The organism is Mycobacterium sp. 4D054 (assembly GCF_052245755.1).
Taxonomy (GTDB): domain Bacteria; phylum Actinomycetota; class Actinomycetes; order Mycobacteriales; family Mycobacteriaceae; genus Mycobacterium.
Map to the genome: position 1 here is coordinate 13,234 of NZ_JBQQCF010000044.1, position 23,510 is coordinate 36,743.

Annotated in this window: 23 protein-coding genes; 14 read left to right on the plus strand and 9 right to left on the minus strand. The window is 63.9% G+C overall.

The genetic code is table 11. The annotated features are described in order from the left end of the window. Positions 1–6 precede the first annotated feature (6 nt). Positions 7–318, minus strand: coding sequence for a hypothetical protein (locus ACTWP6_RS24165; protein ID WP_234814211.1), 312 nt, complete (start codon positions 316–318; stop codon positions 7–9). 509 nt (positions 319–827) lie between these two features. On the opposite strand from ACTWP6_RS24165, the gene ACTWP6_RS24170 reads away from it, so the two are divergent. Continuing rightward, positions 828–1,625 (plus strand): serine hydrolase, encoded by a 798-nt coding sequence (locus ACTWP6_RS24170; RefSeq protein ID WP_370476083.1) that lies wholly within the window; start codon positions 828–830, stop codon positions 1,623–1,625. Positions 1,626–1,656: 31 nt separating this feature from the next. Here ACTWP6_RS24170 and ACTWP6_RS24175 read toward each other — a convergent pair whose 3' ends face one another. Genes ACTWP6_RS24175 through ACTWP6_RS24190 form a run of 4 tightly spaced genes read right to left on the minus strand, consistent with a single transcriptional unit; the run spans position 1,657 to position 6,738 of the window. Beyond that, positions 1,657–3,201 (minus strand): fused MFS/spermidine synthase, encoded by a 1,545-nt coding sequence (locus ACTWP6_RS24175; RefSeq protein ID WP_064280687.1) that lies wholly within the window; start codon positions 3,199–3,201, stop codon positions 1,657–1,659. Positions 3,202–3,225: 24 nt separating this feature from the next. Continuing rightward, positions 3,226–5,361, minus strand: a complete 2,136-nt coding sequence (locus tag ACTWP6_RS24180) for a heavy metal translocating P-type ATPase (protein WP_024444620.1) — start codon at positions 5,359–5,361, stop codon at positions 3,226–3,228. Continuing rightward, complete coding sequence (locus ACTWP6_RS24185) at positions 5,354–5,728, minus strand: ArsR/SmtB family transcription factor (RefSeq protein ID WP_024444619.1); 375 nt, start codon at positions 5,726–5,728, stop codon at positions 5,354–5,356. Before ACTWP6_RS24185 ends, ACTWP6_RS24180 begins: the two co-directional genes overlap by 8 nt. 32 nt (positions 5,729–5,760) lie before the next feature. After that, positions 5,761–6,738 carry a cytochrome c oxidase assembly protein gene (locus ACTWP6_RS24190; RefSeq protein ID WP_024444618.1) on the minus strand — a complete coding sequence of 326 codons (978 nt, stop codon included), beginning with the start codon at positions 6,736–6,738 and terminating at the stop codon, positions 5,761–5,763. A 236-nt stretch (positions 6,739–6,974) separates the two neighbouring features. Here ACTWP6_RS24190 and ACTWP6_RS24195 point away from each other — a divergent pair, with 236 nt between their 5' ends. The 7 genes from ACTWP6_RS24195 (at position 6,975) to ACTWP6_RS24225 (ending at position 13,015) form a co-directional block, all read left to right on the plus strand. Beyond that, entirely contained in the window at positions 6,975–7,745 is a 771-nt protein-coding gene (locus ACTWP6_RS24195) for a cytochrome c biogenesis CcdA family protein (RefSeq protein ID WP_024444617.1), read from the plus strand. Beyond that, a complete protein-coding gene (gene resB / locus ACTWP6_RS24200) occupies positions 7,742–9,331 on the plus strand; it encodes a cytochrome c biogenesis protein ResB (protein WP_024444616.1) in 1,590 nt (529 codons plus the stop codon). Before ACTWP6_RS24195 ends, resB begins: the two co-directional genes overlap by 4 nt. Before the next feature lie 37 nt (positions 9,332–9,368). Further along, positions 9,369–10,055 (plus strand): class I SAM-dependent methyltransferase, encoded by a 687-nt coding sequence (locus ACTWP6_RS24205; RefSeq protein ID WP_234788711.1) that lies wholly within the window; start codon positions 9,369–9,371, stop codon positions 10,053–10,055. A 53-nt stretch (positions 10,056–10,108) separates the two neighbouring features. After that, entirely contained in the window at positions 10,109–10,501 is a 393-nt protein-coding gene (locus tag ACTWP6_RS24210) for a DUF3703 domain-containing protein (protein WP_024444614.1), read from the plus strand. Positions 10,502–10,590: 89 nt separating this feature from the next. Further along, positions 10,591–11,052, plus strand: coding sequence for an HXXEE domain-containing protein (locus ACTWP6_RS24215; RefSeq protein ID WP_051226470.1), 462 nt, complete (start codon positions 10,591–10,593; stop codon positions 11,050–11,052). Between the two features lie 84 nt (positions 11,053–11,136). Beyond that, positions 11,137–11,790, plus strand: coding sequence for a DsbA family protein (locus ACTWP6_RS24220; protein WP_024444612.1), 654 nt, complete (start codon positions 11,137–11,139; stop codon positions 11,788–11,790). Between the two features lie 532 nt (positions 11,791–12,322). Next, a complete protein-coding gene (locus ACTWP6_RS24225; protein WP_024444611.1) occupies positions 12,323–13,015 on the plus strand; it encodes a DUF305 domain-containing protein in 693 nt (230 codons plus the stop codon). Positions 13,016–13,032: 17 nt separating this feature from the next. Here ACTWP6_RS24225 and ACTWP6_RS24230 read toward each other — a convergent pair whose 3' ends face one another. From ACTWP6_RS24230 to ripA, 3 genes are all read right to left on the minus strand, one after another. Then, positions 13,033–14,217 carry a sensor histidine kinase gene (locus tag ACTWP6_RS24230; RefSeq protein ID WP_024444610.1) on the minus strand — a complete coding sequence of 395 codons (1,185 nt, stop codon included), beginning with the start codon at positions 14,215–14,217 and terminating at the stop codon, positions 13,033–13,035. Then, complete coding sequence (locus ACTWP6_RS24235; protein WP_011856861.1) at positions 14,214–14,960, minus strand: response regulator transcription factor; 747 nt, start codon at positions 14,958–14,960, stop codon at positions 14,214–14,216. The genes ACTWP6_RS24230 and ACTWP6_RS24235 overlap by 4 nt, the downstream gene beginning before the upstream one ends. 369 nt (positions 14,961–15,329) lie before the next feature. Further along, complete coding sequence (gene ripA, locus ACTWP6_RS24240) at positions 15,330–16,733, minus strand: NlpC/P60 family peptidoglycan endopeptidase RipA (protein ID WP_024444608.1); 1,404 nt, start codon at positions 16,731–16,733, stop codon at positions 15,330–15,332. Between the two features lie 342 nt (positions 16,734–17,075). Between ripA and ACTWP6_RS24245 the strand changes: the two genes are divergently transcribed. The 6 genes from ACTWP6_RS24245 (at position 17,076) to ACTWP6_RS24270 (ending at position 22,447) form a co-directional block, all read left to right on the plus strand. After that, positions 17,076–17,438 (plus strand): BlaI/MecI/CopY family transcriptional regulator, encoded by a 363-nt coding sequence (locus ACTWP6_RS24245; protein ID WP_024444607.1) that lies wholly within the window; start codon positions 17,076–17,078, stop codon positions 17,436–17,438. Beyond that, positions 17,438–18,358, plus strand: coding sequence for a M56 family metallopeptidase (locus ACTWP6_RS24250; RefSeq protein WP_024444606.1), 921 nt, complete (start codon positions 17,438–17,440; stop codon positions 18,356–18,358). Before ACTWP6_RS24245 ends, ACTWP6_RS24250 begins: the two co-directional genes overlap by 1 nt. A gap of 332 nt (positions 18,359–18,690) precedes the next feature. Further along, positions 18,691–19,107 carry a hypothetical protein gene (locus ACTWP6_RS24255; protein ID WP_024444605.1) on the plus strand — a complete coding sequence of 139 codons (417 nt, stop codon included), beginning with the start codon at positions 18,691–18,693 and terminating at the stop codon, positions 19,105–19,107. Positions 19,108–19,209: 102 nt separating this feature from the next. Beyond that, complete coding sequence (locus ACTWP6_RS24260) at positions 19,210–20,328, plus strand: PLP-dependent cysteine synthase family protein (RefSeq protein ID WP_024444604.1); 1,119 nt, start codon at positions 19,210–19,212, stop codon at positions 20,326–20,328. Further along, positions 20,325–21,590, plus strand: coding sequence for an MDR family MFS transporter (locus ACTWP6_RS24265; protein WP_024444603.1), 1,266 nt, complete (start codon positions 20,325–20,327; stop codon positions 21,588–21,590). The genes ACTWP6_RS24260 and ACTWP6_RS24265 overlap by 4 nt, the downstream gene beginning before the upstream one ends. Positions 21,591–21,832: 242 nt before the next feature. Beyond that, a complete protein-coding gene (locus tag ACTWP6_RS24270) occupies positions 21,833–22,447 on the plus strand; it encodes a winged helix-turn-helix domain-containing protein (protein ID WP_051226468.1) in 615 nt (204 codons plus the stop codon). Positions 22,448–22,505: 58 nt separating this feature from the next. Here the strand turns inward: ACTWP6_RS24270 and ripB are convergent, their stop codons facing one another. Beyond that, entirely contained in the window at positions 22,506–23,252 is a 747-nt protein-coding gene (ripB, locus tag ACTWP6_RS24275) for an NlpC/P60 family peptidoglycan endopeptidase RipB (RefSeq protein ID WP_024444601.1), read from the minus strand. Between the last annotated feature and the right edge of the window lie 258 nt (positions 23,253–23,510).

Here is a 23,510-nt window from a genome sequence, read left to right on the forward strand (position 1 = left end):
CCGCACTCAACCGAGGTCCATGGGGATCACCGCGCTGCGGAACTGGCAGATCAATTCGGCTCCATCGCGACGGAAGTCCTGGGCCCTGGCGATGCTCTCATCAAAACCATCGGCGATGCCGTCATGGTGACAGCGCCGGATGCCCACGCGGCTCTTGCCTATCTCACTCGTCTCGGCGAGGCGGCCCGTCGCACTCCCGGCTTCCCGTTGGTACGTGCCGGCCTCAGCGAAGGCCCGGTGATTTGGCGCCGCGGTGACATCTTTGGTGCCACGGTGAATACCGCAGCGCGCTTGGCTGGACTCGCCCACGGCGGACAAGTCGCGACGACACGCGACGTCGCCTCGCGTGCCTGTGTGCCTGCTGACCTCGTGAGGGACATCGGCTCGACCACCATCCGTAATGTGCGTGCGCCCGTCGATGTCGTCATCATCGACTCAGGGTCCAGCCACCAAGATCACGTCGACCCGGTCTGCCGCGTACACCTTTCGGCTGACGCCAGGCATTCAGCGGCGACGCATGAGGACCGCTTGTACTGGTTCTGTTCCCCGCTCTGTGCTGAGCAGTTTGTCCGGCGGCCGCAAACGTATGTGCCCGAGGGAGCTGCCGTCTCGGCCCTGCGTGACAACGCCGAATCTCCGTGTTGCTGAAACACCGCTGATCTTATCGACACACCGCGGTTGCGCCGCCGCTCACGGTGTTGTCCGTGCTACACCTACCTACGTACTGAAGCAGTAGAAGCGATGACAGGTCGGTGGCGTCGCGGCTGGAATCGAGTGGTGTAGTGGCTCAATCGTTCTGCTGGAGGTTGTTGGCGACCGTCGTCGCCGTGAGTGGATCCCTGACCGTGACCGCCGGTGTCCAGGCTCAGCCCGACACGAGCTCGTCCTGTGCCTCCGTTGATGTCCAATGTGTGTTGCGTGATCGCTTCGCCGCCGCTGAGCGATACATCGCCACCCGGCCAGGAACAGTAGGATTTGTCCTCCGGGATCGCGCGACGGGGGCTCGATATCGCAATGCCGAGGCCGGCACGCCGATCTGGACCGCGTCGACGATCAAGCTTGCGATGGTCGCTGACCTTCTTTCGCGCGAACAGGCTGGTGCCCTTCGCCTGCCCGCCGCCGACCGGCAGCAGATGGCCGACATGCTGCGCAGTTCTGATAACGCTGCGGCTGACGCGCTGTGGTCTCGCTACGGTGGTTCGATACAGGTGTTCAACACCAATTTCGCGCGCTATGGCATGCCAAACGTGCGACCACAGCCTGGTTTTGGTGATGTCTATCCGTACTGGGGATATCAGAAGGCAACTGCCGACGATTTCGACGGACTGATGAACTACGTCCTGACCAAGCTCACACCGGCGAACGCAGCCGCCGTCGTCGCCGAGATGCAACGCGTCGTCGGTGATCAGCAGTGGGGAGTGTGGGGAGCGGGAAAGGCCATGAATCCCGGGAGTAAGAACGGCTGGTCCCAGGAGGAAGGTGGATGGGTCGTCAACTCCGTTGGCTTCGCCGGACCACAGCAGCGATACACGTTGGCCATCATGAACTCACTCGGCGGCGAGGGCGGATACGAGGACGGGGTCACTACGACCACCGAACTCAGCCGAATTCTCTTGAGTCTTTAAACGGATCAGACGGGCGCCGCCATAGCGCCGACTACGACCCGCTCAGTTCCCGCCGATAGGGATCAAGGAGTTGGTCTACTGGCGCATAGTCATCGGTGAGCACCCGGGCATTACCGATCCACGTCGAGAGTTCGGCACCAGCTGTCGTGATCCACTGCGTCTGGCGGGTGTCCAAGATGCTCTGTATCGCGCGACGGTCCACGGGGCGATCAGAGGCCACTACGACCACATTCCCGCCGTTGGGTTCCGCCGAATTCATGCCGATGTCGTTGGGTTCACCGCTGAGGACGACATGGTCGAAAACCTCTGTGAGTGTGGCAACTTCAGCGCGGGCGAATGCCATGCTGCCGTAGTCGATAAGGTTTGCGACGTAGATGCCATCCTGCTTGAGGACCCGGCGTACGTCGGCAAGCGCCTCCACAGTAGTCAGATGCCACGGCACACTGACGCCGCCGAAGGCGTCACCGACGATCAGATCGCGGCTGTCGTCGGCAAGTTGTGCCAGCCCGCGCCTACCGTCCTCGACGCGGACCTCAATACCCGAGTCGGAAACCAATCCCAGCTGTTCGCGATCGATGTTCACCACACCACCGTCGATTTCCGAGACGAGGCTCTGGGTTCCCGGCCGTGAGTCGGCGAGGTACCGCGGGAATGTTAACCCGCCCCCACCGAGGTGGTGGGCCTGAAGCGGCTCGCCTGCCGGGAAGGCCCCGTCGACAACCGCTGCGAAGGCGCGGATGTACAGGAACTTCAACAGTGTCGGGTCCAGTACATCGACGTAGGAGTGACGCGCACCGTCGAGGACGAGCGTGCGGCCAGTGTTTCGTTCGGAGTCGGAAAGAACCCGGGCGCAATGGTATTTGGTCTCCACATCGCATCCGCCAGGAGCCGTATAGCCGGCCAGTCCGGCGCCGAAGACAGCGATGGTGAGCACGATGGCGGTCCTGGTGTTCCAGCGGCGTAGGCGCCATTCGATGAGAATGCCACCGAGAACCAGCAGGAGGCCGAGCCCGATGAGAATGACACTGACTGGCACTCGCGAAATGAACACGAACCCCGTGAGGACGGTGCCCGCGATAGCGCCCATCGTGCCTAGTCCGGAGAGTTGTCCCACGACGGTCCCGGTCTGCGCCAGGGTGAGCAGGCGCATCTTGGTCACCATCGGAGTCACCGCGGACAGCAGAGCGCCGGGCACCAGGATCGCCAGCGCAGCGACGAGCAGCAGCGTCGGAGGCGCCCATTCGGCCGCCATCCGAATTCCGGCCGGCGTGAACGCCACCACGGCGCCGGATACTCCCAGAGACAACCCGAGGTAGCGGCGAGGATCGCCGCGGTCAGCAAGCCGTCCTCCTGCCCAGGAGCCGAGAGCAATTGCTGCCAAAGCGATCCCGATAACCAGTGTGCTGGTCTCCAGCGTCAGCCCCAGGTAGGGCGCCAGCAACCGCAGCGCGGTGATCTCGACGACGAGCACCGCGGCCGACGAGGCGAATACAAGGACCGCCGCAGTCCGCGCACCGATGCCGGGTAGTGCCGCAGAGGAAGGAAGGTTAGCGCGATCGGGGTCGGGATCGTTCACGGCGTCAACGTCGGCATTTTTTCGTCAACGCTGATCGCGCCGTTCGCTGTTGCTGATCTCTAGCTGTTGTGGCGCTGAGGATTCAACCGCGGAGCAGCAGTCACACCCGTCATCTGGCGAGCCCTGAGGGGCAGGTTCGATCAGGGTCAACGGCAGCGATGAGCGTTGCGGTGCGACGACGGCAGGACCGCAGCACGCGTCAATGGGGGTAGGCGCCTGACCGATATTGAGGTGATGCGCTGCCGAGTTGTTAACGGGCGCCGCTGTCAACCCGGGCAATGATGGGGTGCGTGCAGCTCGAATTGCGTTTAGGATCACCAGAATTTCGGCAGCCTCATGGATGAACACCACGGTTGCTAGTCCGAGCACGCCGAACGCCGCCAACGGAATCAAAGACCCGATGATTGCCATCGAAAAGCCGATGTTCTGCACCATGATTCGCCGTGCACGGCGGGAATGGGCCAGGACCTGCGGGAGGTGGCGCAGGTCCTCACCCATCAGCGCGACATCAGCGGTCTCGATGGCGACGTCAGTGCCCATCGCCCCCATCGCGATCCCGATATCGGCAGTGGCCAAAGCTGGGGCGTCATTGACGCCATCTCCGACCATGGCGATGGGGCGACCGCGCGACAATTCGCCGAGCATTCGCGCCTTGTCCTCCGGCAGGAGCTCAGACTCGACTCTCGTGATCCCCGCATCCCTCGCAAGCGCCTTGGCGGTCAGCGCATTGTCGCCGGTGAGCATCGCCACCTCGATACCGATCTTGCTCAGCAGTCTCACCGCCTCGGGAGCTTCGGGGCGAAGCTCGTCGCGTACGGCGATCGCAGCCTGCGTTCGGCCGTCCCGTTCGAGCACCACCACGGTCGCGCCGGCACCCTGCATGCGGGCGACGTCATCGGCGAGGGAGAGCGGGGCTACCCAGCTGGGTTTACCGAGTCGCAGTTGCGCTCCGTCGATGCGGCCCTCGATGCCGTGGCCGGCGATCGCGGTGACGTCGGAAGCGGGCGGCACGTTGGTTGTGGCAGCCAAAATCGCTTGTGCGAGAGGGTGTTCGCTGCGTGATTCGAGGGCTGCAGCTGCCCGCAAAGCCTCCGATGCGGTCGTCCCTTCGACGGTGACGACCTCCACCACTTGAGGCTTGTTCCGCGTCAACGTCCCGGTTTTGTCCAGGGCGACGACTTTGATGCGCCCAAGTTCTTCGACCGCGGCGCCACCCTTGACAAGGGCCCCCTGGCGGCTGGCGGCACCGATGGCCGCCACCACCGTGAGAGGAACCGCAATGGCGAGCGCACACGGTGAGGCGGCGACCAGAACCACCAGCGCCCGCTCGATCCACAGCATCGGGTCACCCAGTAGCGCCCCGAGGGCCGCGATGGCTGCGGCCAGCGCCATGATGGCCGGAACCAGGGGGCGTGCGATCCGATCCGCCAGTCGTTGCCCGACGCCCTTGCGCTCCTGCGCTTCCTCGACGATATGAACGATGCGGGCAAGAGAACTGTCGGCGGCCAAGGCGGTGACCTTGACCTCGATCGCTCCACCTCCGTTGATCGCACCTGCGTAGACATCGCTGCCCGGGCCAGCCTCCACAGGGACGGATTCACCGGTGATGGCTGACAGATCGAGGCTGGTCCGGCCTGTAGTGATCGTTCCGTCGGTGGCGGCGCGTTCGCCCGGACGCAGGACCATGACATCACCAACGACGAGGTCCTCCGGCGACACCACCACTTCGTGACCGTCGCGGATGACAGAGGCCTGCGGAGGCACTAGTGACAACAGCGCGCGAAGACCCCGGCGGGTACGGGTAACGGCGTAGTGCTCCAGCCCCTCGGCGATCGAGAACAAGATGCCCAAGAGGGCCGCTTCTGCAATCTGGCCGAGAGCAATGGCGCCGATCGCGGCAATGGTCATCAGTGTCCCGACCCCGATGCGGCGGTGCCATGCGTTTCGAATCGCGTCGGGGACAAACGTCGATGCCGCGACGACCGCGGCGATCAGCTCGGTCGCCAACGCTATGCGCTCATAGCCGGCGGGCCCGATCAGCCAGCCGACGGCGAGCAGCGCCGCCGCGGCGGCTGACATTTGCAGTTCGCGGACCCGCCAGAGCCGTTCGGGCCCTGACTCTGGATCCTTCACGTCGGTCGCGCAGCATGCATCAGACATGATCAACCTCCTCGGCGCGTATCGGAGCCAGTACTGCCGCGGCGAGCTGGCGGCCACGTTCGGTCAGCCGGTACATCACCAGCTTGCCGCTGCGCCGCGAGGAGACCAGGCCGGCGATCTTCAACTGCCTCAGATGGTGGGAGACGAGATTCTGTGCCAACCCGACTACCCATGCCATGTCGCAGACGCACAGCTCGTCCCCGTTGCTCAACGCGGTCGCAATGGACAGACGTGTGGGATCGCCCAGGGCGCGGGACGCCGCGGCGGCGGACTCGACCGCCGCCAGGTTGGGGAGTGATGCGCGGATTGATTCCGCGTGAGGCAGATCGAGGCAGAGGAGATCGCAACTGTCCATTGACTCGGTCATCTCGACATACTAACGGACGTTGTAATGACTTTCTAGGGTGTGCGGTCCGACGAGGAATCCGGGTCAGTGGCTGAAGGATTGTGCAGACGTTGCAGAAAGGCGTTGTACGCCGCCAGGTCTTCATCATGGGTTCCGCCTTCGATGTCGTGCCGCACTGCCGTCTTCTCCTCGTCCCGCCGCCATCGAATGGCGAAGATCAGGACCGTCAACAGTGCGATGGGCTCCCCGTATGACCAGGCGAGGGCCCCGGCGACGGCCTGGTCTGCGACGGGATCGATGCCCCATTCCGGAGGCGGCGAAGCGAAGGTAGTCGTCAATGCCCGTGGCGCCATCATCAAGATCACGCCGATGAACACGTGCAGCGGCATCTCCAGGAAGATGTCGAAAAATCTGCCCAGGTTCGACTGCCGCACCGGAAGTGGATCCGCAGACAGGATTGGCACGATGAACAAGATTCCGGAAGCGAGGAAGAACGCTTCCAGGGCAGTGTGGCCGATCCACGACGACGCCACGACGTCGAAAAGGCTCGATAAGTACAGGCCGTAGTAGCTGAACAGGAATAGCGGGATCGTGACGCCGGGGTGTAGCAGGATCCGCGCAGCTCGGCTGCGCAATGCGCCGAGGGCGACGATGAGTGCGAACCGGCCAACACCGTGATGGGGCGTCGACCTGAGCAGCAAGGCCCCCGGGCTGCCCAGCACGAGCAGCGGCGGCACCAGGATCGACAGCGTCAGGTGCTGAAACATGAAGGCGCTGAAAAGCCGAAATCCGTATCCCTCGATCGCCAGCCCGGTGACCGCCGCCAGGGCGAGGCATCCGCAGAGGAAGCTCACCGTGCGCGGCCAGGGCCACGGCCGCTCCAGCCTGTGCAAGCGAAGTACACCAACAAGGTAAAGGGTGGCTGCCAGGGCGGCCAGCGCCGGGAACAGCGGGACGGCGGTCGGGTACCAACCGATCAACGTGCCGAGTGTGGGCGGCTCTAACGGGAGCGTGCCAAGGCCGTCAAACATGCGCGGCGAAGCCGGAGGACGTGGAATCGGCCACGCTGCAGCCTCCCGATCGCAATCTACTAACGAAGTACGTAGGACAGACGGTACCTGTCTGCGCTGGGATGTCGCACTGCGGTGTTGGACAAGAACTTGCCAGTGTTCGTAATGTTACTAACCTACGTAGTAGATACGTAGACATTCTGGTGAGGACACTCTTTGGGCGTTCGCAGTCACGGCGTGACGTGTTGGAGGCGGCAGTGAACGATTTCACCGAGATCGCCACCACTGGGCCGGTGGCGCTCGCCCTCCTGGTGTCTGTATTGGCGGGGTTAGTGTCGTTCGCATCGCCGTGTGTCGTGCCGTTGGTGCCGGGCTACCTCTCGTACTTGGCCGCGGTGGTCGGCGTCGATGACCGGTCGGCCGACCGCGCGTCCAGAAGCGCTCGACTCCGCGTGGCGGGGGCGGCCGCGCTGTTCGTTGCGGGATTCACCGCCGTCTTCCTGCTCGGAACGATCGCGATTCTCGGGCTGACGACGTCCGTCATCGCCAATCAGATTCTGCTGCAACGTATCGGCGGCGTCGTCACCATCCTCATGGGATTGGTGTTCATGGGGTTCGTCCCCACTTTCCAACGGGACATCAGATTCACCCCTCGATCCTTGTCCACGGTCGGCGGTGCCCCTCTGCTCGGAGCAGTCTTCGGTTTGGGGTGGACACCCTGTCTGGGGCCGACGCTCACCGGTGTCATCGCCGTAGCGTCGGCGACCCAAGGCGCGAACATTGCTCGCGGAATGGTGCTCGTCATCGCCTACTGCATGGGGCTCGGCATCCCATTTCTCTTGCTCGCCTTGGGTTCTGCGAGTGCAATACACGCTCTGAGTTGGCTGCGCGACCACACGCGCACCATCCAGATCGTCGGGGGAGTGATGCTCGTCGCGGTCGGTGCCGCGTTGGTGACCGGACTGTGGAATGAATTCGTCACGTGGGTCCGAGACGCATTCGTCACGAACACGACGTTGCCGATATGAAACGCGCTCGCGCCTTGGTGCGTAATACGTGGCGCACACTCACCTCGATGGGTACCGCACTGGCCCTGCTGTTTTTGTTGGCTCTTGCAGCGATTCCCGGGGCGTTGTGGCCGCAGCGCCCCGTCAGCCCGACGACCGTAGACCGCTACATCGCTGACAATCCGAATCTCGCCCCATGGCTTGACCGCTTGCAGATCTTCGACGTGTTCTCCAGCGTGTGGTTCACCTCGATCTATGTCCTGCTCTTCGTATCGCTAATCGGCTGCCTGGTGCCGCGGTTAATCGATCACGCGCGCAGTCTTCGCGCCACGCCCGTGCGCGCTCCGCGCAACCTCAGCCGACTCCCCAAACATCAGAACCCCGCTGTTATAGGGGATCCGCAGACGGTCGCCGACGAGATGTCGCGCCGACTCCGCGGGTGGCGCACCGTCTTACGCAGAGACGGCGATGTTCTAGAGCTATCCGCGGAACGCGGCTATCTGCGCGAAGCGGGGAACCTCGTCTTTCATTTCTCGCTGATCGGCCTCCTGGTCGCGATGGCAGCGGGCAAACTCTTTGCCTACGAGGGAAACGCCATCGTGATCGCTGACGGACGGCCCGGGTTGTGCTCAGCGTCGCCCGCCGCGTTCGACGCGTTCCGGCCAGGAACTACCGTTGACGGCACATCGCTCTATCCGATCTGTCTGAGAGTCAACAACTTCGACGCCGAGTTTCAACCCAGCGGTCAGGCGACCTCATTTTCCGCGGACGTCGAGTATCAGGCGGACGAAGACCTTATCAACGGCACCTGGCGGTCCTACCCGCTACGGGTCAACTACCCCCTTCGGGTCGGCGACGTTCGTGTCTACCTCCTGGGGCATGGCTACGCGCCAACCTTCACGGTCGTCTTCCCCGACGGGCAAGAACGAACCCAGACATTGCAATGGCAGCCCGAAGAGCTGCAGACGCTGTTGTCCGCGGGCGCACTGAGATTCGATCCTCCGGCCGGTACGTTCCCTGATCCTGGCGAGCGACGCAAGAACCAGATCGCGATTGAAGGGCTTCTCGCGCCTACGCAGCAGCGCGACGGCACGCTCTTGTCGTCAGCATTCCCGGCCGCGAATGACCCCGCAGTGGCTATCGACATTTACAAAGGTGACACGGGGCTCGACACCGGTAGGCCGCAATCAATCTTCGCGCTCGACAGACGCATGATCGACCAGGGCCGCCTCGTCCGGATGGCGCGCGTCAATCTGAGTCTCGGAGAGCAAACGCGACTCGACGATGGCACCATCATCAGATTCGACGCCGTCACAGATTTCGTGAGCCTCCAGGTCTCCTACGACCCGGCGCAGGTTTGGGTGCTGGTCTTCGCCATCACGATGATGGGGGGACTTCTGGTGTCGCTGGTCGTCAGACGCCGACGATTGTGGATCAAGATCCGGCAGGGACTGGATTCGGAGCACGCCGAGGTCGAGATGGGGGGATTGGCGCGCACCGACAACGCGGGCTGGGGCGAGGAATTCGATCGACTCGTGGAACGGGTGACGGCCATGCCGGCGGATACCCGCACTCCTGCAGTCGCTGAGCGACGCTCGCTGACGTAGAAACATATAGACATATGCGAATGTCACTATGTATGGTGTGGTGAACACGGAAGGGCAAAACAGCATGAGCACGTCGTCACGGTGGACGCGGAACAGACTGAAGTTTCTCCTCGCCGGGCCATTGCTGGAGGCCGGCAATCGGTTCATGCTCGGTCGCCCGCACCAGCGCCTCGCCCAGGAGGTCGCGGCCGAGCGGCCGCGCAGAGTGCTCGAGCTTTGTGGCGGTACCGGCTACGCGTCACGGTTGGTCGCCGAGCTCAGGCCCAATACAAGAATTGATTCGATTGACATCTCGCCGGAAATGCTCGCCGTCGGCCGCTCTCAACTGCGGCGCAGCGGAGTTGGCAACGTCACACTTCACCGAGGAGATGCTGCGATACTCCCATTCCCCGACAACACCTTCGACGTGGTGATGAGTGTCTTCGGCTGGCATGAATTACCCACGGATACCCGCCGCGAGGCAGTCAAGGAGTCCGTTCGGGTGCTTCGACCCGGTGGCGCCATTATCGCGATCGATCACGACGCGCCGCCCAAACTTGGCCGGGCTTATCGGGCGTACATCGGACTGATTGAGCGCGCGCATGCGCGAGAGGTTCTGGGGAGCGGCCTTGCGGATCTGTTCGTCGACCATCGCCTCGTCGTCACTAACCATCACCCTGCCAGCAGCTGGTCCGTGCCGTTTCAGATCGTCCGCGCCGAACTTCGCGACCCGCGAATGAATTGAGTCGTACAGAGGAATGGCAAGCAAGCGACTTTCACCGAAAGGCGGCAGACACCATGATTCGACCCTCAGCTCACGTTCGTGAACTGTATGACCGAGAGATGGGCTCGGCCAGAGCAGCGGCTTCAACCGATGACCGCTGGCTGCACCTAGAACGTGCTCACATCGTGTCGCAGCCCTACCCCTGGCTTCACACGCGCAACCACGCTGCGATGCTGTATCTCGCGGTGTGCCAGCGGGATAGGCGCGAAGCACTCGGACAACTGCTCCGGGTGACCGTGGCGGCGCCAGGCTCGCTGAGCGGGCGCTATCCTCCGGGAAACACCGGCCGGGCCACCGTCGGCCTGATGACTCCCATGGCGATTCCGCCCGACCTGATGGCGGAACTATCGGGACGAGCGACGAACCGCCATCCGGCAACGGCGTTGGAGCCGCCAAGCAACCGTTAGGTAAGGCGTCTTTGAGTTCGGTTCTATTCGCGGTCTGCCTCAGTGCCGGAACGCTGGTGCTGGGTTTGGTGGCATTCGGACCATTGACCATGCTGATCTTCACTGTGGGATTCGCCGGCGGGTTGGTGTTATGGCTGGTGACACCATCCAACGGAAACTGGGCCGATGTGAAGGCGCCATACTGGATCGCGTTGTTCTTGTTTGTCCTCCACCGCGTCGAGGAGAAACAGTTCGGCTTCTTCGACTTCCTATCGAATGTCACTGGGGCCAGCAAACCTTCGACACTGTCGCCGACGGTCCTTGCGTTGGTGATCGTTTCGGTCGGCGCGTGGTCATTGATCCCGCCGTTGATGAAGCGCGAGAGCCCATTCGGAACTTATCTCGCGTGGACGTTCTTCACTTCCATGGGCATCACCGAGTTGGCCCATTACCTCGTCTTTCCGTGGTTGAACGATCGCGTGTTCGCCTATGTTCCTGGCATGTGGACGGTAATCGTGCTTGCTCCGGTCGCTTGGTGGGGCATGAAGCGACTGGCGCTCGGACGCCGATGATCGTCACCATGGTAGAACTATCTACGTAGATACACCGTAGATCGCTCCGCGTGCGAAGTGCTACGGAGCGAAAGGAAACGCACCATGAACCCAATGACGCGAATTTTGCTGACCGCCTTCCTCGCCATAACGGTCGCCATTGGCGCGGGTGTGTACTTCTCGACCCGGGACGGGGGATCTGCACCGACGTCGCAGGCAGAAGGCGGGCCGCAGGTGGTCCGCGAGAATAGCCATCGCCTGAGCTCGGCTCCGGACAGCGATGTGACGTTTGTCGAGTTCCTCGACTTCGAGTGTGAAGGCTGCCGCGCAGCCTTCCCTGCCGTTGAACAACTGCGCACCCAATATGGCCAGCAAGTCAACTTCGTTGCGCGCTACTTCCCGATGCCCGGCCATTTCAACGGAGAGCGAGCAGCCCGCGCAGTCGAGGCGGCCGCCCAGCAGGGCCAGTTTGAGGCTATGTACAAGAAGATGTTCGAGACGCAAGACCAGTGGGGCGAGAAGCAGGTACCGGCTGACGACGTATTTCGCGGATTCGCAACGGAACTCGGCCTCGACATGGCCGCGTGGGACGAAGCCTACAACGCGCAGGCCACGCTCGATCGGATCCAAGAGGATGTCGCAGACGGCACGGCACTCGGCGTCCAGGGCACACCCACCTTCTTCCTCAACGGCGAGCAACTGCAGATCCAAACTTATGCAGACCTCGGCACCGCGATCAAGGAGGCACTCTCTAAATAGAACCAGCTCGGGATGCAGTTCACGCGTGATCAGCTGGTCCGCGCCACCGTGGGAATGCCGTGGAACACCTTTCTGATGCCGCGACGCTTAGAGAGCTAGCATGCCCGGCGCTGCGCAGCCTCCTAGGGATGACGACCGTCGACCCGCTGACGTCCGTCTGTCGGTAATTGAGGAAGATCCGCCTGGTGCAGTAGCTGCGGCGCCTTATTTTGCTCAGGGGTGTAGGGGCAGTATTGAGTTGCCACGTAAAGCTGCCGTTCGACGGGTTGATGTCAAGGCCGTGGATGTGCACCATTCCAGTAACAACCCGAGGTTCAGGCTACGTAAGTCAATAATAGAGGGGCGGTTTTCGGCTACCGCGTGACGCGGCAGTGGGTAGCTCGAACACTTCTTCGCAGCTGGAAACGTCTTCATCAAATCTTCATCGGATCACGAGCCGACCCATACCCGGCTTGCCGACGCTTGAGTGCGGCGGCGCGAGGGCGTGCCGTTGAGGCACGGTGTCACGACGATGTTCGAGGAAGGATGTGCGATGCAGCACAAGCGTTTTGGATTCGGGGTTGCGGCGCTTGCGGTGTCGGCCCTGTTTATCAGCGGCTGTTCGAATGCGGGAAACGAGTCTCCGTCATCGATGAGCAGCACCTCGGCAGCAGCGTCGGCGTCGGCTTCGCCCAGTACTGCTAGCCGCGACGCTGCCCATAACGATGCTGACGTGACGTTCGCTCAGGGCATGATCCCGCACCATCAGCAGGCGATCGAGATGAGCGACATGCTGCTCGGCAAGCAGGGAGTTGATCCTGCCGTAGTGTCACTCGCCAACGAGATTAAGAACGCTCAGGGTCCTGAGATCGAACAGATGCAGGGCTGGCTGCAGGACTGGGGAGCCTCCTCGTCGACAACTGCTTCCACCACCGCCGCAATGCCCGGCCATGACATGCCCGGCCATCAAATGCCCAGCGGAGACGCGGGTGACATGCCGGGCATGAGCGGCGGGGGTATGGGCATGATGTCGGAGGCCGATATGGCTGCACTTCAGAACGCGCAAGGCGCTGAGGCAAGCCGACTCTTTTTGACGCAGATGATCGAGCATCACAAGGGCGCGATCATGATGGCGCAGCAGGAAGTTGACAACGGCAAGTTCCCGGCGGCGGTCGAGATGGCGCGCAACATCGTGTCTTCTCAGCAAGCGGAGATCGACACGATGCAGGGAATGTTGGACAAGTAGCGCGGAGGGGGCACTCGTCAGGGACGCGTTGAGTCAGCCGTCGCAGGGTGGTGCTCGCTGCGTATCGGGGTGATGGGCAGGGCGATGGTGAATGTTGCGCCGGCGCCGGGTCCAGCGCTGGCTACCGAGATGGATCCGCCGTGGGCTTCGATGAGCGCTTTGGCGATGGCGAGACCTAATCCGGCGCCGCCGTGCTCGCGGTCGCGGGCGGTGTCTGCCCGGTAGAACCGTTCGAACACTCGGGTGACGTGCTTGGCGGGGATCCCTTCTCCGGTGTCAGCGACAGCGATTTTTACTCGGTCGCCGTCACGAAGACAATGAAGGTGTACCGACCCGCCGGGCGGTGTGTGCCGTAGCGCGTTCTCCAACAGGTTCCCCAACACTTGAGACAGTCGTTGTTCGTCGGCCCACAGCGGCGGCAGCGGTTGCTGGAGGTGTACGTGCAGTCTGACCCCCTTGGTGTCATAGCGTTCTTGTGCTGCTGCGACGCACTGGCGGGTTAGGCGGTCCACGTCGAGGGAGGCGTAGGACATAGACACCGCACTTTCCTCCGCCTTCGCCAGCGCGGCGACGTCATCGGAGAATCGCACCAGCCGACGGGTTTGGTCGCGCAGCATGGCTGCTGTCTGGGGTGTCAAGGAGCGCACACCGTCTTCGAGTGCCTCGATGTAGGCCTCGAGTACTGCCACGGGTGTGCGGATCTCGTGCGCGAGGTCTCCGAACAGTTGCTGCCGTGTCGAATCGACGGCTTGAAGCCGGGAGGCCATTTGGTTGAATGCGGTTGCGAGGGCGTCGAAGTCATCGCCGAGGCGCGGCGGTGACACGCGGATGTCGTAGTTCCCTTCAGCGACATCGGTGGCCGCGGCGGCGACTTCGGTGACGGAGCGTTGGAGGCGTCGACTGACGTAGAAGCTGACCGCGAGGGCGGCCAGTGCTGACACCGCTAGGGCGCCTCCGATGGAGATGACCGTTGCGTAGCCGTAGGCCTCTTCGGCGTGGACTTCTTCCAGGGAGTCCATCGGGACACCGGCGCGGTGGAGGTGTTCGCGGAACAGCGGTGGGCCGACCACGGCAGCGACCACCGCGGTCGTCGCCGTTCCGGCCGCCAGCACGATGGCTTGGGCCGCCAGGAGTCGCAGGCCGATACCGGGACGGCCCGGCCGTCGACGCCGGCGAGGGGTCGACGTAGGTGGGGGAGTCACTGTCCGGTTCCCATCCGGTATCCGACACCTCGAACCGTGGCGATGTAGCGGGGGCGTGCGGCGTCGTCGCCGAGTTTGCGTCGTAAGTGTCCGATGTGGACGTCGACGAGGTGTTCGTTGCCGACCCAGGGTTCGTCGCGGATTATTTCGAGAAGTTGTCGGCGGCTCAGCACGATTCCTGGCCGCGCGGACAGGGCTTCGAGAATGTCGAATTCGGTGCGGGTCAACAGGATTAGTTCGTCGTCGATATGTACCTCACGGGCGGCGACGTCGATGCTCAGTGCGCCGAAGCGGCGCGGCGGGGCTGTCTCTCGTTCGGCGGGTGCGGCGGCTGTTTGCAGGATGCGGGGTCGCCGCAGCATGGCGCGGATGCGCGCTACCAGCTCGCGGGGACTGAAGGGTTTGGTGATGTAGTCGTCGGCGCCGACGGTGAGGCCGAGCACGGTATCGAGTTCGGTGTCACGGGCGGTGAGCATGACGACGTAGGCGTCGGAGAAGGTCCGCAATTGCCGGCAGACCTCGAGTCCGTCGATGCCGGGTAGGCCGAGGTCGAGGATGACGACATCGGGATCCAGGTCGCGTGCGACGGCGATTGCGTCGACACCGTTGCCGGCGACGACGGCTTCGAACTGCTCGCGTTCGAGGTAGCTGGCTACCACTTCGGCTAGGGGGAGTTCGTCGTCGACGACCAGCGCGCGGTATCCCTTCGCGCTCTCAGGCGCGCCCAGGTGGTGGTGCTGCATGTCCCATATGGTGCCTGCTGGTGCGCCCGTAACGAGGCGTGGCTGCCCGAGCGGCTCGATCTTCAGCAGATCTTCACAGGACTCATACCGTTTTCCTCCTGCGGTGGGGTGAGGCTCACTGTGGAGGAGGGCCTGACATGCGTTGGCTGATGGACGTGTGCCCGAACGGTCTCGGGTGGCAAGCGTGGCTGATCCTGTGTGCCGTGGTCGTGGTGCTGTGGGCGGCTGCGATCGCCGGCGCGACGGCGCTATTCAATGCGTCTCGCTGGCCGCGTCGTTCGGGGCGGCCTGACGTGCCCGAGGAGGCCGATCCGCAGCGGCCGCACCGCGGCGCACTGACCGGTCCACCGGCTCGACATCGCGGCGATGTCAATATTCGATCAAGCGGGTGACGTAGGGCGTCATGCCGGAGGTGCGCACGGGCGAGATCTTGACGACCGACCCGGTGTAGGGGGCTTCGATCATCATGCCGTCGCCCAGATACATCGCTTCGTGCTGGCTGGCGTTGGGGCCATAAAAGATAAGGTCACCGCGCTGCATCTGTGACGAGGGAATTTTGCGGCCTGCGTTGTATTGCGACCCGGAGTAGTGGTCGAGTTTGATGCCGACGCCGGCGAAGGCATACAGCATCAGGCCCGAACAGTCGAAACCCACGGTGTTGGCGCCCTGGTCGATGCCTCGTGACGGGCCGTTGGCGTTGCCGCCGCCCCAGGAGTAAGGCACCCCCAGTTGTGACATGGCGCGGCGAATCACGAACTCTGAGGCCTGGCGGCCGTAGAGGCGGGGGATGCGTCCGTTGGTGATGCCGGGATCTGCGGCGGCGGTGACAGGAGACAGAATGCCGAGTTTGGTGAGGAACTTGCGGCCCATGTCGGCCGTCAGCTGCGCCGAGGTCGCCATGATCTTGAGGACGGCATTGATGATGGCCACCGGGTCGCCGGCCACGTTAGCGCTGGGCACCATCGGCAACGTGGTGTCCCACAGGCCCCCCTTGGTGGCGCCCCCCGGCGACGTGGTGCCGCGGTCCCACGGAGCACCGGATGCCGGCACAGTGCCGGGTTGCGCGGCACTGGGCGCGGCGGCTGTCGCCGCCACCGGTCGGGCGGCTTCCAGTCGAGCTTGAGCGGAGTCGCGTTCGGTAGCGAGCCGTTCGACCTCGCGTTGCTGTGCGGTAAACGTCTGTTGGGCGTCCCGGAGTGCGGCTACCGCGTCGTCTTGGCGGCGTTGGGCGTCCGCGGCGGCGCTCTCGGCGCGCGCCCGCGCTGCCGTCGCAGCAGAAAGCTTGTTGGCCTGATCGGTCTGCCGGCGCAGGAGGTTGTTGCGGACCCGCTGAAAGCTGATAGTGAGGGTCTGCTGGGTCGATGCCCCGGCCAGGATCTCCTCGGGACTTTGCGCCAGCGGCAACGCACCCGACGGCCCGTTCATATAGGTCGACGCGGCGAAGCGGTCGAAGCGCTCTTGCGCGGCCTCGATTGCGTGTTGGCTGTCGGTCAGGGCTTGGTCGCTGGCAACAACGTCGCGCCGGGCCTGCGCGAGGGTGTCGCGGGCGGCCGCGACCTCGACCAGGGCACGGTTGACGCCCTCCTGCTTGATCTGAATGTCGCTACCGACGTCGGCCATCCGCTGGTTCGCGTCGGCGACCGCTGCAACCAATGAGGGAACGTCGTCGCGGTCGGGGGTGCCGTCGTGACCGGCAACAGCGGTACCCGGGGCGCTGATTACCAGTGCCGGCGTCAGTGCGCAGAGACTCAGAAAAGAAGTGAGGCGCAGCATCGAATCTCCTCAGCTGGGGTGAGCGTTGTCGAGCCGCGCACCTAAGCCGAACGGCGCCCGCGGCACTTCTACTATCGAGCTGAGTACGTAGCACGATAGTACTCAGTCGGAACGTACATCACTTTGGTATCAGGAGGAACGTCTGTCACAGTCTCAGATCGGTTACGACTGTGCGCCACGGGCGCTAGTTTCACGCGCCGCGGCCGGTAGTGCAGAGATGCTGGCCTATGCGGTCGAGGTGAGGCGTATCGCGGCTTTTGCCAGCTCGGCGGCTACATTGGGGGCTGAAGGGGCTCGGGGCGCGAGGAGGCCAGCTCGTCGCGGAGAGCGGGAGAGGCGCAAATGGAACAGCGAGGATTCGGCGACCTCGAAGCGGTGGTCATGGATTGCGTGTGGGATTACGCCGAGCCTGTCACGGTGCGTGAGGTTTTCGACGAGATCTCTCAACGGCGCCAGATCGCGTACACCACCGTGATGTCGACGATGGACAACCTGTACCGCAAGCGCTGGTTGCAACGTCAGCGCGATGGGAAAGCGTACGTGTATCAGGCGTCCATGAGCCGCGAGGAGCGTTCCGCGCGTTTGATGAAGGCCGCGTTCGACGCCGGCGGGGATACCGATGCGGTGCTGGCCTTCTTTGTTGAGCAGATGAACGCCGAGCAGTCCGCTCAATTGAAGGCGGCTCTGCGCAAGGGGCGTCGGTGATGACCGCCGCGCTGTGGCTGCTCGTCTATGGCAGCGCGCTGGCCTGGTGGGCGCCACCGGTTCTGAGGCGGATGACCAGTCACGGCATCAGCCCCCATATGGGAGTGGCCGCCTGGCTGGCCACCGTCGCCGCGACGTTGGCGGCGTGGCTCGTCGCGCTGATCTTGGTCATCGGCGCAACGACGGATAGTATTCGTACGGGCGCGGTCGTGACGCTGTGCCTGGAGCTGTTTGGCTTCTCCGAGCACACACCCATGGCCGGACGAATCGGTTCTGTTGTTCTCATCGCGGTAGGAACCCTGACATCAGGGTTCGTCGTCATGCGGATCGGTCGCTGCTTGTCGCGGCTGCGGGCGCGAAGTCACGAGCACGCGCATGCCGCGCGGATCGTCGGCCGACCCACCGACCATCCCAATGTGGTGGTCGTGGAGGCCGACCGGCCTGCTGCCTACTGCGTGGTCGGACGCCCGAACGCCATCATCGTTACCTCCGCGGCGATGAAGTCGTTGAACCGATCACAGCTCAAAGCGGTTCTGGCGCATGAAAACGCGCACATCTCGGGGCGCCACCACCACATCCTCATGGCGCTCCGCGCTTTGGGGGGCACACTGCCGTGGCTTCCGCTTTTCGCGACGGCCCCTCATCGTGTGGGTGAACTGCTGGAGATGTGCGCTGACGACACCGCCGTGCGCCGCGTCGGCACGCATCCGCTGTTGGCTGGATTATCTGCTCTGGCCGGAGAACACCCGCCTGCACGGGAAGGCCTCGCCGCGGCGGGAACAGCGGTCATCGCGCGAGCGCAGCGCCTGCTCACCCCGACACGTCGGCACGTGCGATGGCGCCACCGCATCTGCCTGACAGCCGCGATCACCGCCATGCTCGCCACACCCGCTCTCATTCAGGTGCTCTGCCACCACTAGCGCCTCAACGCCCGCCGCACGTTCCGCAGGTGAAGCCAATGCGCGTAGGCCGTCAGCAAAGGAAACACCGCTTGGCGCGCGGGCCGATAGAGAGCAGATTATCTACGTAGTAAAACCGTAGATGATCTGCGGTACAGGCAGCGCACTGGTCTATTGCATCTCCTTCGCGGAACCTCAAAAGGGCGTATTCGCAGGGGCATCGGGCGAAGTCGATCATGCGACGGAACGGCCGGTTGGCTCGGCGCAACGGCGGTCGCTGTCTGATCACAACCCGGCATCGGCTCAGGGGCCGAGCCTGAATTCGCCGATCCGCTGCTACAGTCGGCAACATCGTGAAGTACTTCGACGCGAACTCTGAGCAACGCCGCCGCGCCATCGTCGCGGCGTTGATCGCGTTCTGGACCGTCATCGTCGGAGCCGAGTGGGCACTGCCCGGCGTGAATGCGGCACCTGCGCACGGACCGCACACACTGGCCGCCAGTGCGGTCGGCGCGCCGATGTCTGTCGAGCTCGACCACCCCCACGTCTCCCAACCCGACGCCGAGTGCACGCCCGACACCCTGGCCGAAGCGATCCTGCCGCGGGGAACGGTCTCCCTGATCGCGCTCGCGTTGGGCCTCGTCGTGGCTGTGCTTCCGCTGCTGTGGTGCCAGGCGGCGAAGGCGCCTATCCGCGGTCCACCACGGAACGCCCGCGCCCTGCGCACCGGCCGCGACGTGCTCGCCCACCTGTGTATCGCGCGCCGCTGATCGGCTAGCGTCAGGCCCCGTCGTCTTCGACGGTGGCCGGTGACCGCTACCTGCCGTCAGTCGCCGCGCATCGTCGCGGCCTCACAGAAGCGACATTCATCGATGAATCCTGCCCTGCCAATCCGCCATGCACGCACTTCCCACACCCGATCGGCACAGCCACAACGCGGCCGCAACGAGCGGCCGGCCACCATGGTCGGCCAGACCCCTGTCTTGAGAATCAGCGCACCGTTCACGTCAGAAGAGCGGGGCTTTTGGGCCAAACTCGAAGGCTTCAACCCGGGAGGAATGAAAGACCGACCCGCGCTACACATGGTCGAACGCGCCCGCTCCCGCGGGGCACTTGCCCCCGGCGCCCGCATCGTCGAATCCACGAGCGGCACACTGGGATTGGGTCTCGCACTAGCCGGAACGGTCTACGGGCACCCCGTCACGTTGGTCACCGACCCCGGGATGGAGCCGATCATCCAGAATATGCTCGCCGCGTTCGGCGCCGACATCGAATTGGTCACTGAACCGCACCCACAGGGAGGCTGGCAGCAGGCCCGCCGTGACCGCGTGCAGAAGATCTTGGCCACCGACCCACGCGCCTGGCATCCCGATCAATACAGCAACCCCGATAACGTCGAGGCCTACCGCGGCCTGGCAGTGGAACTGAACGAACAACTCGGCGCCGTTGATGTCCTGGTGTGCTCGGTGGGCACCGGAGGCCACTCGGCCGGCGTCGCACGCGTCCTTCGTGAATTCAACCCGCAGCTGCGGCTGATCGGCGTCGACACGGTGGGCTCGACGATCTTCGGCCAGCCCGCGGCTTCTCGGCTCATGCGCGGCCTGGGATCGAGCATCTATCCCGGCAACGTCGACTACCAAGCGTTCAACGAAGTGCATTGGGTTGCCCCCGCGGAGTCGGTGTGGGCATGCCGCACCCTGGCGGCCACCCACTACGCCAGTGGCGGCTGGAGCGTCGGTGCGGTCGCCCTGGTTGCAGGCTGGGTCGCACGCAATAGCCCTGCCGGAGCCACTGTCGCAGCGATCTTCCCGGACGGTCCGCAACGCTACTTCGACACCATCTACAACGACGACTACTGCCGCGCCCACGGCCTGCTCGACGCAGCGCCCCCACGGCATCCCGCCACCATTGAGGACCCGATGACCCAGACAGTCACGGCGTGGACGCGATGCACCACCGTTGTCGACCCCACCGAGGTGCAGCCACGATGACCCTGCTGTCAGCCTTCCGCAGTTTTGGTTGGCCCAGCCGGATGCTGATGATCAACCAATTCGGCATCAACCTGGGCTTCTACATGCTCATGCCTTACCTGGCCGGCTACCTCGCCGGCCCGTTGGGGCTGGCCGCGTGGGCCATCGGCCTGGTGCTGGGTGTACGTAACTTCTCCCAGCAAGGCATGTTTCTCATCGGCGGCACTCTGGCAGACCGGCTGGGCTACAAACCGCTCATCGTTTGCGGATGTGTCCTACGGACAGCAGGATTCGGCCTGCTCGTCTTCGCCGAATCGCTGCCGGCGGTCCTGATCGCCTCGGCAGCAACCGGCTTCGCCGGCGCCCTGTTCAATCCTGCGGTGCGCGCCTATCTGGCGGCCGACGCGGGCCCACGGCGCGTGGAAGCCTTCGCGGTGTTCAACGTGTTCTATCAGGCGGGCATCCTGGCCGGACCCCTTGTCGGGCTGGCCTTGATGTTCGTCGATTTCCGAATGACAGCAGCCGCCGCAGCGGTCGTGTTCGCAGCGCTGACCGTGGCCCAACTCTTAGCATTGCCCCACCGCGCCGCGGGGACGCCTGATGAGAAGACATCGGTGCTGCAGGACTGGCGAACAGTAGCGGCCAACCGCTCCTTTCTGCTCTTCGCCGCGGCCATGATCGGGTCGTATGTTTTGTCATTCCAGGTCTATCTGGCATTGCCGCTTCAGGCGCGAGACCTGTTTCCGCGCAACGATTCCGTTGTCACCGCCATGATCTTCGTGGTCTCGGGTCTGGTTGCCGTCCTCGGCCAGATGCGGATCACCCGATGGTTCGCCCACCGCTGGGGCGCCGGCCGCTCCCTGGTGATCGGCATGCTGATCCTCGCGGCGTCGTTTTTGCCGCTGATCGTGCTGCCCGATGACACCAGGGCAGGCAGAGTCGCCGCCGCGACCGCGCTACTCGTCGCCACGGCGGTGCTGGCGGTCGGGTCGGCGGCCGTCTTCCCGTTCGAGATGGACACCGTCGTCTCATTGGCCAACAACCGTCTCATCGGAACGCACTATGGCTTCTACAACACTATCGTCGGAGTCGGCATTCTTGTCGGCAATCTGGCCACCGGCTCGCTGATGCAGGCCGCCCGAGATCTCGGGCAACCCTGGCTGCTGTGGGTTCTGCTGTCGGCAATCGGGCTGGCCTCCGCAGCGGCCTTGTTCCGGCTGGACCGACGCGGCCGACTTCAACCCGAACAGCTGACATCCTCTGGCCCGCAAACCCCCCGCTGAACACCCGAAGACGCGAACATGCCCGACACCCCATATCGCCATCTACGTAATAACTACGTAGATGGCGATATGCTGGTTCCAGCATCCGCGCGAACACCTTCACGCCGTGAATGGCCCACGCTGGCAAGGAGACTGCCACGACCATCGAGCCGCACCCCGCTTCGGGCAGCGTTGCCTCTCCGGCGATAGCTGCTGGGCGCATTCGCGTTCTGCTGGTTGAACCTCGGCGCATCTACGCCGACATGTTGGCCCGCACCCTGCGCGCCGAAGAGTTCGCCGTCGACGTCGCACGCTCACACGCTGCAGCGCTCACCGCGGTGCGCGACGATGACCCCGACGTGGTGGTGGTGTGCCTGGGATCATCCGCGCACGGCGCCGTCGTCCTTGACCGTGTTCGCCAGGCTGCCCAGTGCGGCGTCGTCGCGCTCGCCGACACAGAGGTGGCGCCTCTGGTATCGCGCGTCGGAGTGGTTCCCATCGGCTCCCGCGACATGCTCAGCACGCGAATACGGCGGACACTCAGGCATTCTCACCAACGCAGCGAGGACGGCGGCGCGCAGCGACGCCACGTCGACGATCTGGTGATCGACGTGGGGGTCCGGCGGGTCTATCAGCGCGGCAACGTCATATCGCTGACTCGAACGGAGTTCGCGATCCTCCGGGTTTTGTCCGATGATCCAGGGGAGCCCGTTACGTGCCGACGACTTCAGGAAGCCCTTTGGGGGGCAACGCAGCCCGGCGGGCGGTCGGCACTGGGTGTGCACATCGGCAATCTTCGTCGCAAGCTCGGTGACGCCCCGTCTTGTCCGCGCTATGTCCGGACGGTCCGCGGCATCGGCTACTGTCTGGCCGGCTGAACCGTTACCCGGTGCGGACAAGGCTTTTGGTGGGAGGAGCTGTGGCGAAAGCGTTCGGTCAGGTCTCGATAATCCGTACGACGTAGGGTGTCATCCCGGCGGTACGCACCGGTGAAACCTTGATGGGAACGCCGGTTTGTTGCGCTTCGATCATTTTTCCGTTGCCCAGGTAGATCGCTTCGTGTTGGCTTCCGCCGGGCCCCCAGAACAGGAGGTCACCGCGTTTAGCTTGCGCGGGAGGTACCTTGCGGCCAGCGTTGTACTGGTCGCCGGACCATCGCGGCAACAGTACTCCGACGCCGGCGAAGGCGAATCGTGTCAGTCCTGAGCAGTCGAAACCGACGGTGCCTGCGCCTTGGTCGACACCGCGACTAGGGCCGGTGAGGCTGCCCCCTCCCCAGGAGTAGGGAACGCCGATCTGCGTTCCTGCCCTGCGGATAACGTATTCGATCGCCTGGGCACCGTAGAGGCGGTTGCCGCGGACGCTCGTTTGGGGGCTTGCCGCGGGACTGACGAGTCCGAGACTGCTCAGGAAGCTACGCCCCAAATCCATCGCAGTCTGGGTGGCAACGGCCGTCGCCTGCAAGGACGCGTTGGCGATGGCAACCGGATCGCCGGGCGCTCCCGCACTCGGGATCTTGGGCAGGAGTGGATCCCACGGACCGCCTGTCGGCTCGGCGGAGGCTGCTGGCGTGCACGCCAGAAGTACCGTCGCGACGACGGCAACGATCACCCCAGTCAGGCGAAAGCCGAACGCAGATACGCGGCCTTCCTCCGGGCGGACGCATCGGGCCATCGGTTCCATATGGCGTTCTTTCTTTCGGCTGTCGGAGCGCCGGTGATTGGTTTCGCCAACAAAGGCGAAACAGAGCGTTCCATACTGCGCAGCAACGATATACGTAGCAAATACGTAGATCAGCCTAACTCACATATGCCTCATTAGTAACATCAGCAACATAATTACAATGCTGGAATTTCGGCTGAAATTGCGAATGGTGTTTTGCGATGGGTGCCTGAAAGAGTCGATCGTCGATGGCGGGACTACGAAGTAGCGGTGGTCCGG

Coding starts and splice junctions, on each gene's coding strand:
- ACTWP6_RS24210 (WP_024444614.1), top strand. CDS start 10,109: ATGATTCGACCCTCAGCTCACGTTCGTGAACTGTATGACCGAGAGATG.
- ACTWP6_RS24190 (WP_024444618.1), bottom strand. CDS start 6,738: ATGTTTGACGGCCTTGGCACGCTCCCGTTAGAGCCGCCCACACTCGGC.
- ACTWP6_RS24215 (WP_051226470.1), top strand. CDS start 10,591: ATGCTGATCTTCACTGTGGGATTCGCCGGCGGGTTGGTGTTATGGCTG.
- ripA (WP_024444608.1), bottom strand. CDS start 16,733: ATGCTGCGCCTCACTTCTTTTCTGAGTCTCTGCGCACTGACGCCGGCA.
- ACTWP6_RS24180 (WP_024444620.1), bottom strand. CDS start 5,361: ATGTCTGATGCATGCTGCGCGACCGACGTGAAGGATCCAGAGTCAGGG.
- ripB (WP_024444601.1), bottom strand. CDS start 23,252: ATGGAACCGATGGCCCGATGCGTCCGCCCGGAGGAAGGCCGCGTATCT.
- resB (WP_024444616.1), top strand. CDS start 7,742: ATGAAACGCGCTCGCGCCTTGGTGCGTAATACGTGGCGCACACTCACC.
- ACTWP6_RS24220 (WP_024444612.1), top strand. CDS start 11,137: ATGAACCCAATGACGCGAATTTTGCTGACCGCCTTCCTCGCCATAACG.
- ACTWP6_RS24250 (WP_024444606.1), top strand. CDS start 17,438: ATGACCGCCGCGCTGTGGCTGCTCGTCTATGGCAGCGCGCTGGCCTGG.
- ACTWP6_RS24235 (WP_011856861.1), bottom strand. CDS start 14,960: ATGCAGCACCACCACCTGGGCGCGCCTGAGAGCGCGAAGGGATACCGC.
- ACTWP6_RS24245 (WP_024444607.1), top strand. CDS start 17,076: ATGGAACAGCGAGGATTCGGCGACCTCGAAGCGGTGGTCATGGATTGC.
- ACTWP6_RS24225 (WP_024444611.1), top strand. CDS start 12,323: ATGCAGCACAAGCGTTTTGGATTCGGGGTTGCGGCGCTTGCGGTGTCG.
- ACTWP6_RS24185 (WP_024444619.1), bottom strand. CDS start 5,728: ATGACCGAGTCAATGGACAGTTGCGATCTCCTCTGCCTCGATCTGCCT.
- ACTWP6_RS24260 (WP_024444604.1), top strand. CDS start 19,210: ATGAATCCTGCCCTGCCAATCCGCCATGCACGCACTTCCCACACCCGA.
- ACTWP6_RS24270 (WP_051226468.1), top strand. CDS start 21,833: ATGTTGGCCCGCACCCTGCGCGCCGAAGAGTTCGCCGTCGACGTCGCA.
- ACTWP6_RS24265 (WP_024444603.1), top strand. CDS start 20,325: ATGACCCTGCTGTCAGCCTTCCGCAGTTTTGGTTGGCCCAGCCGGATG.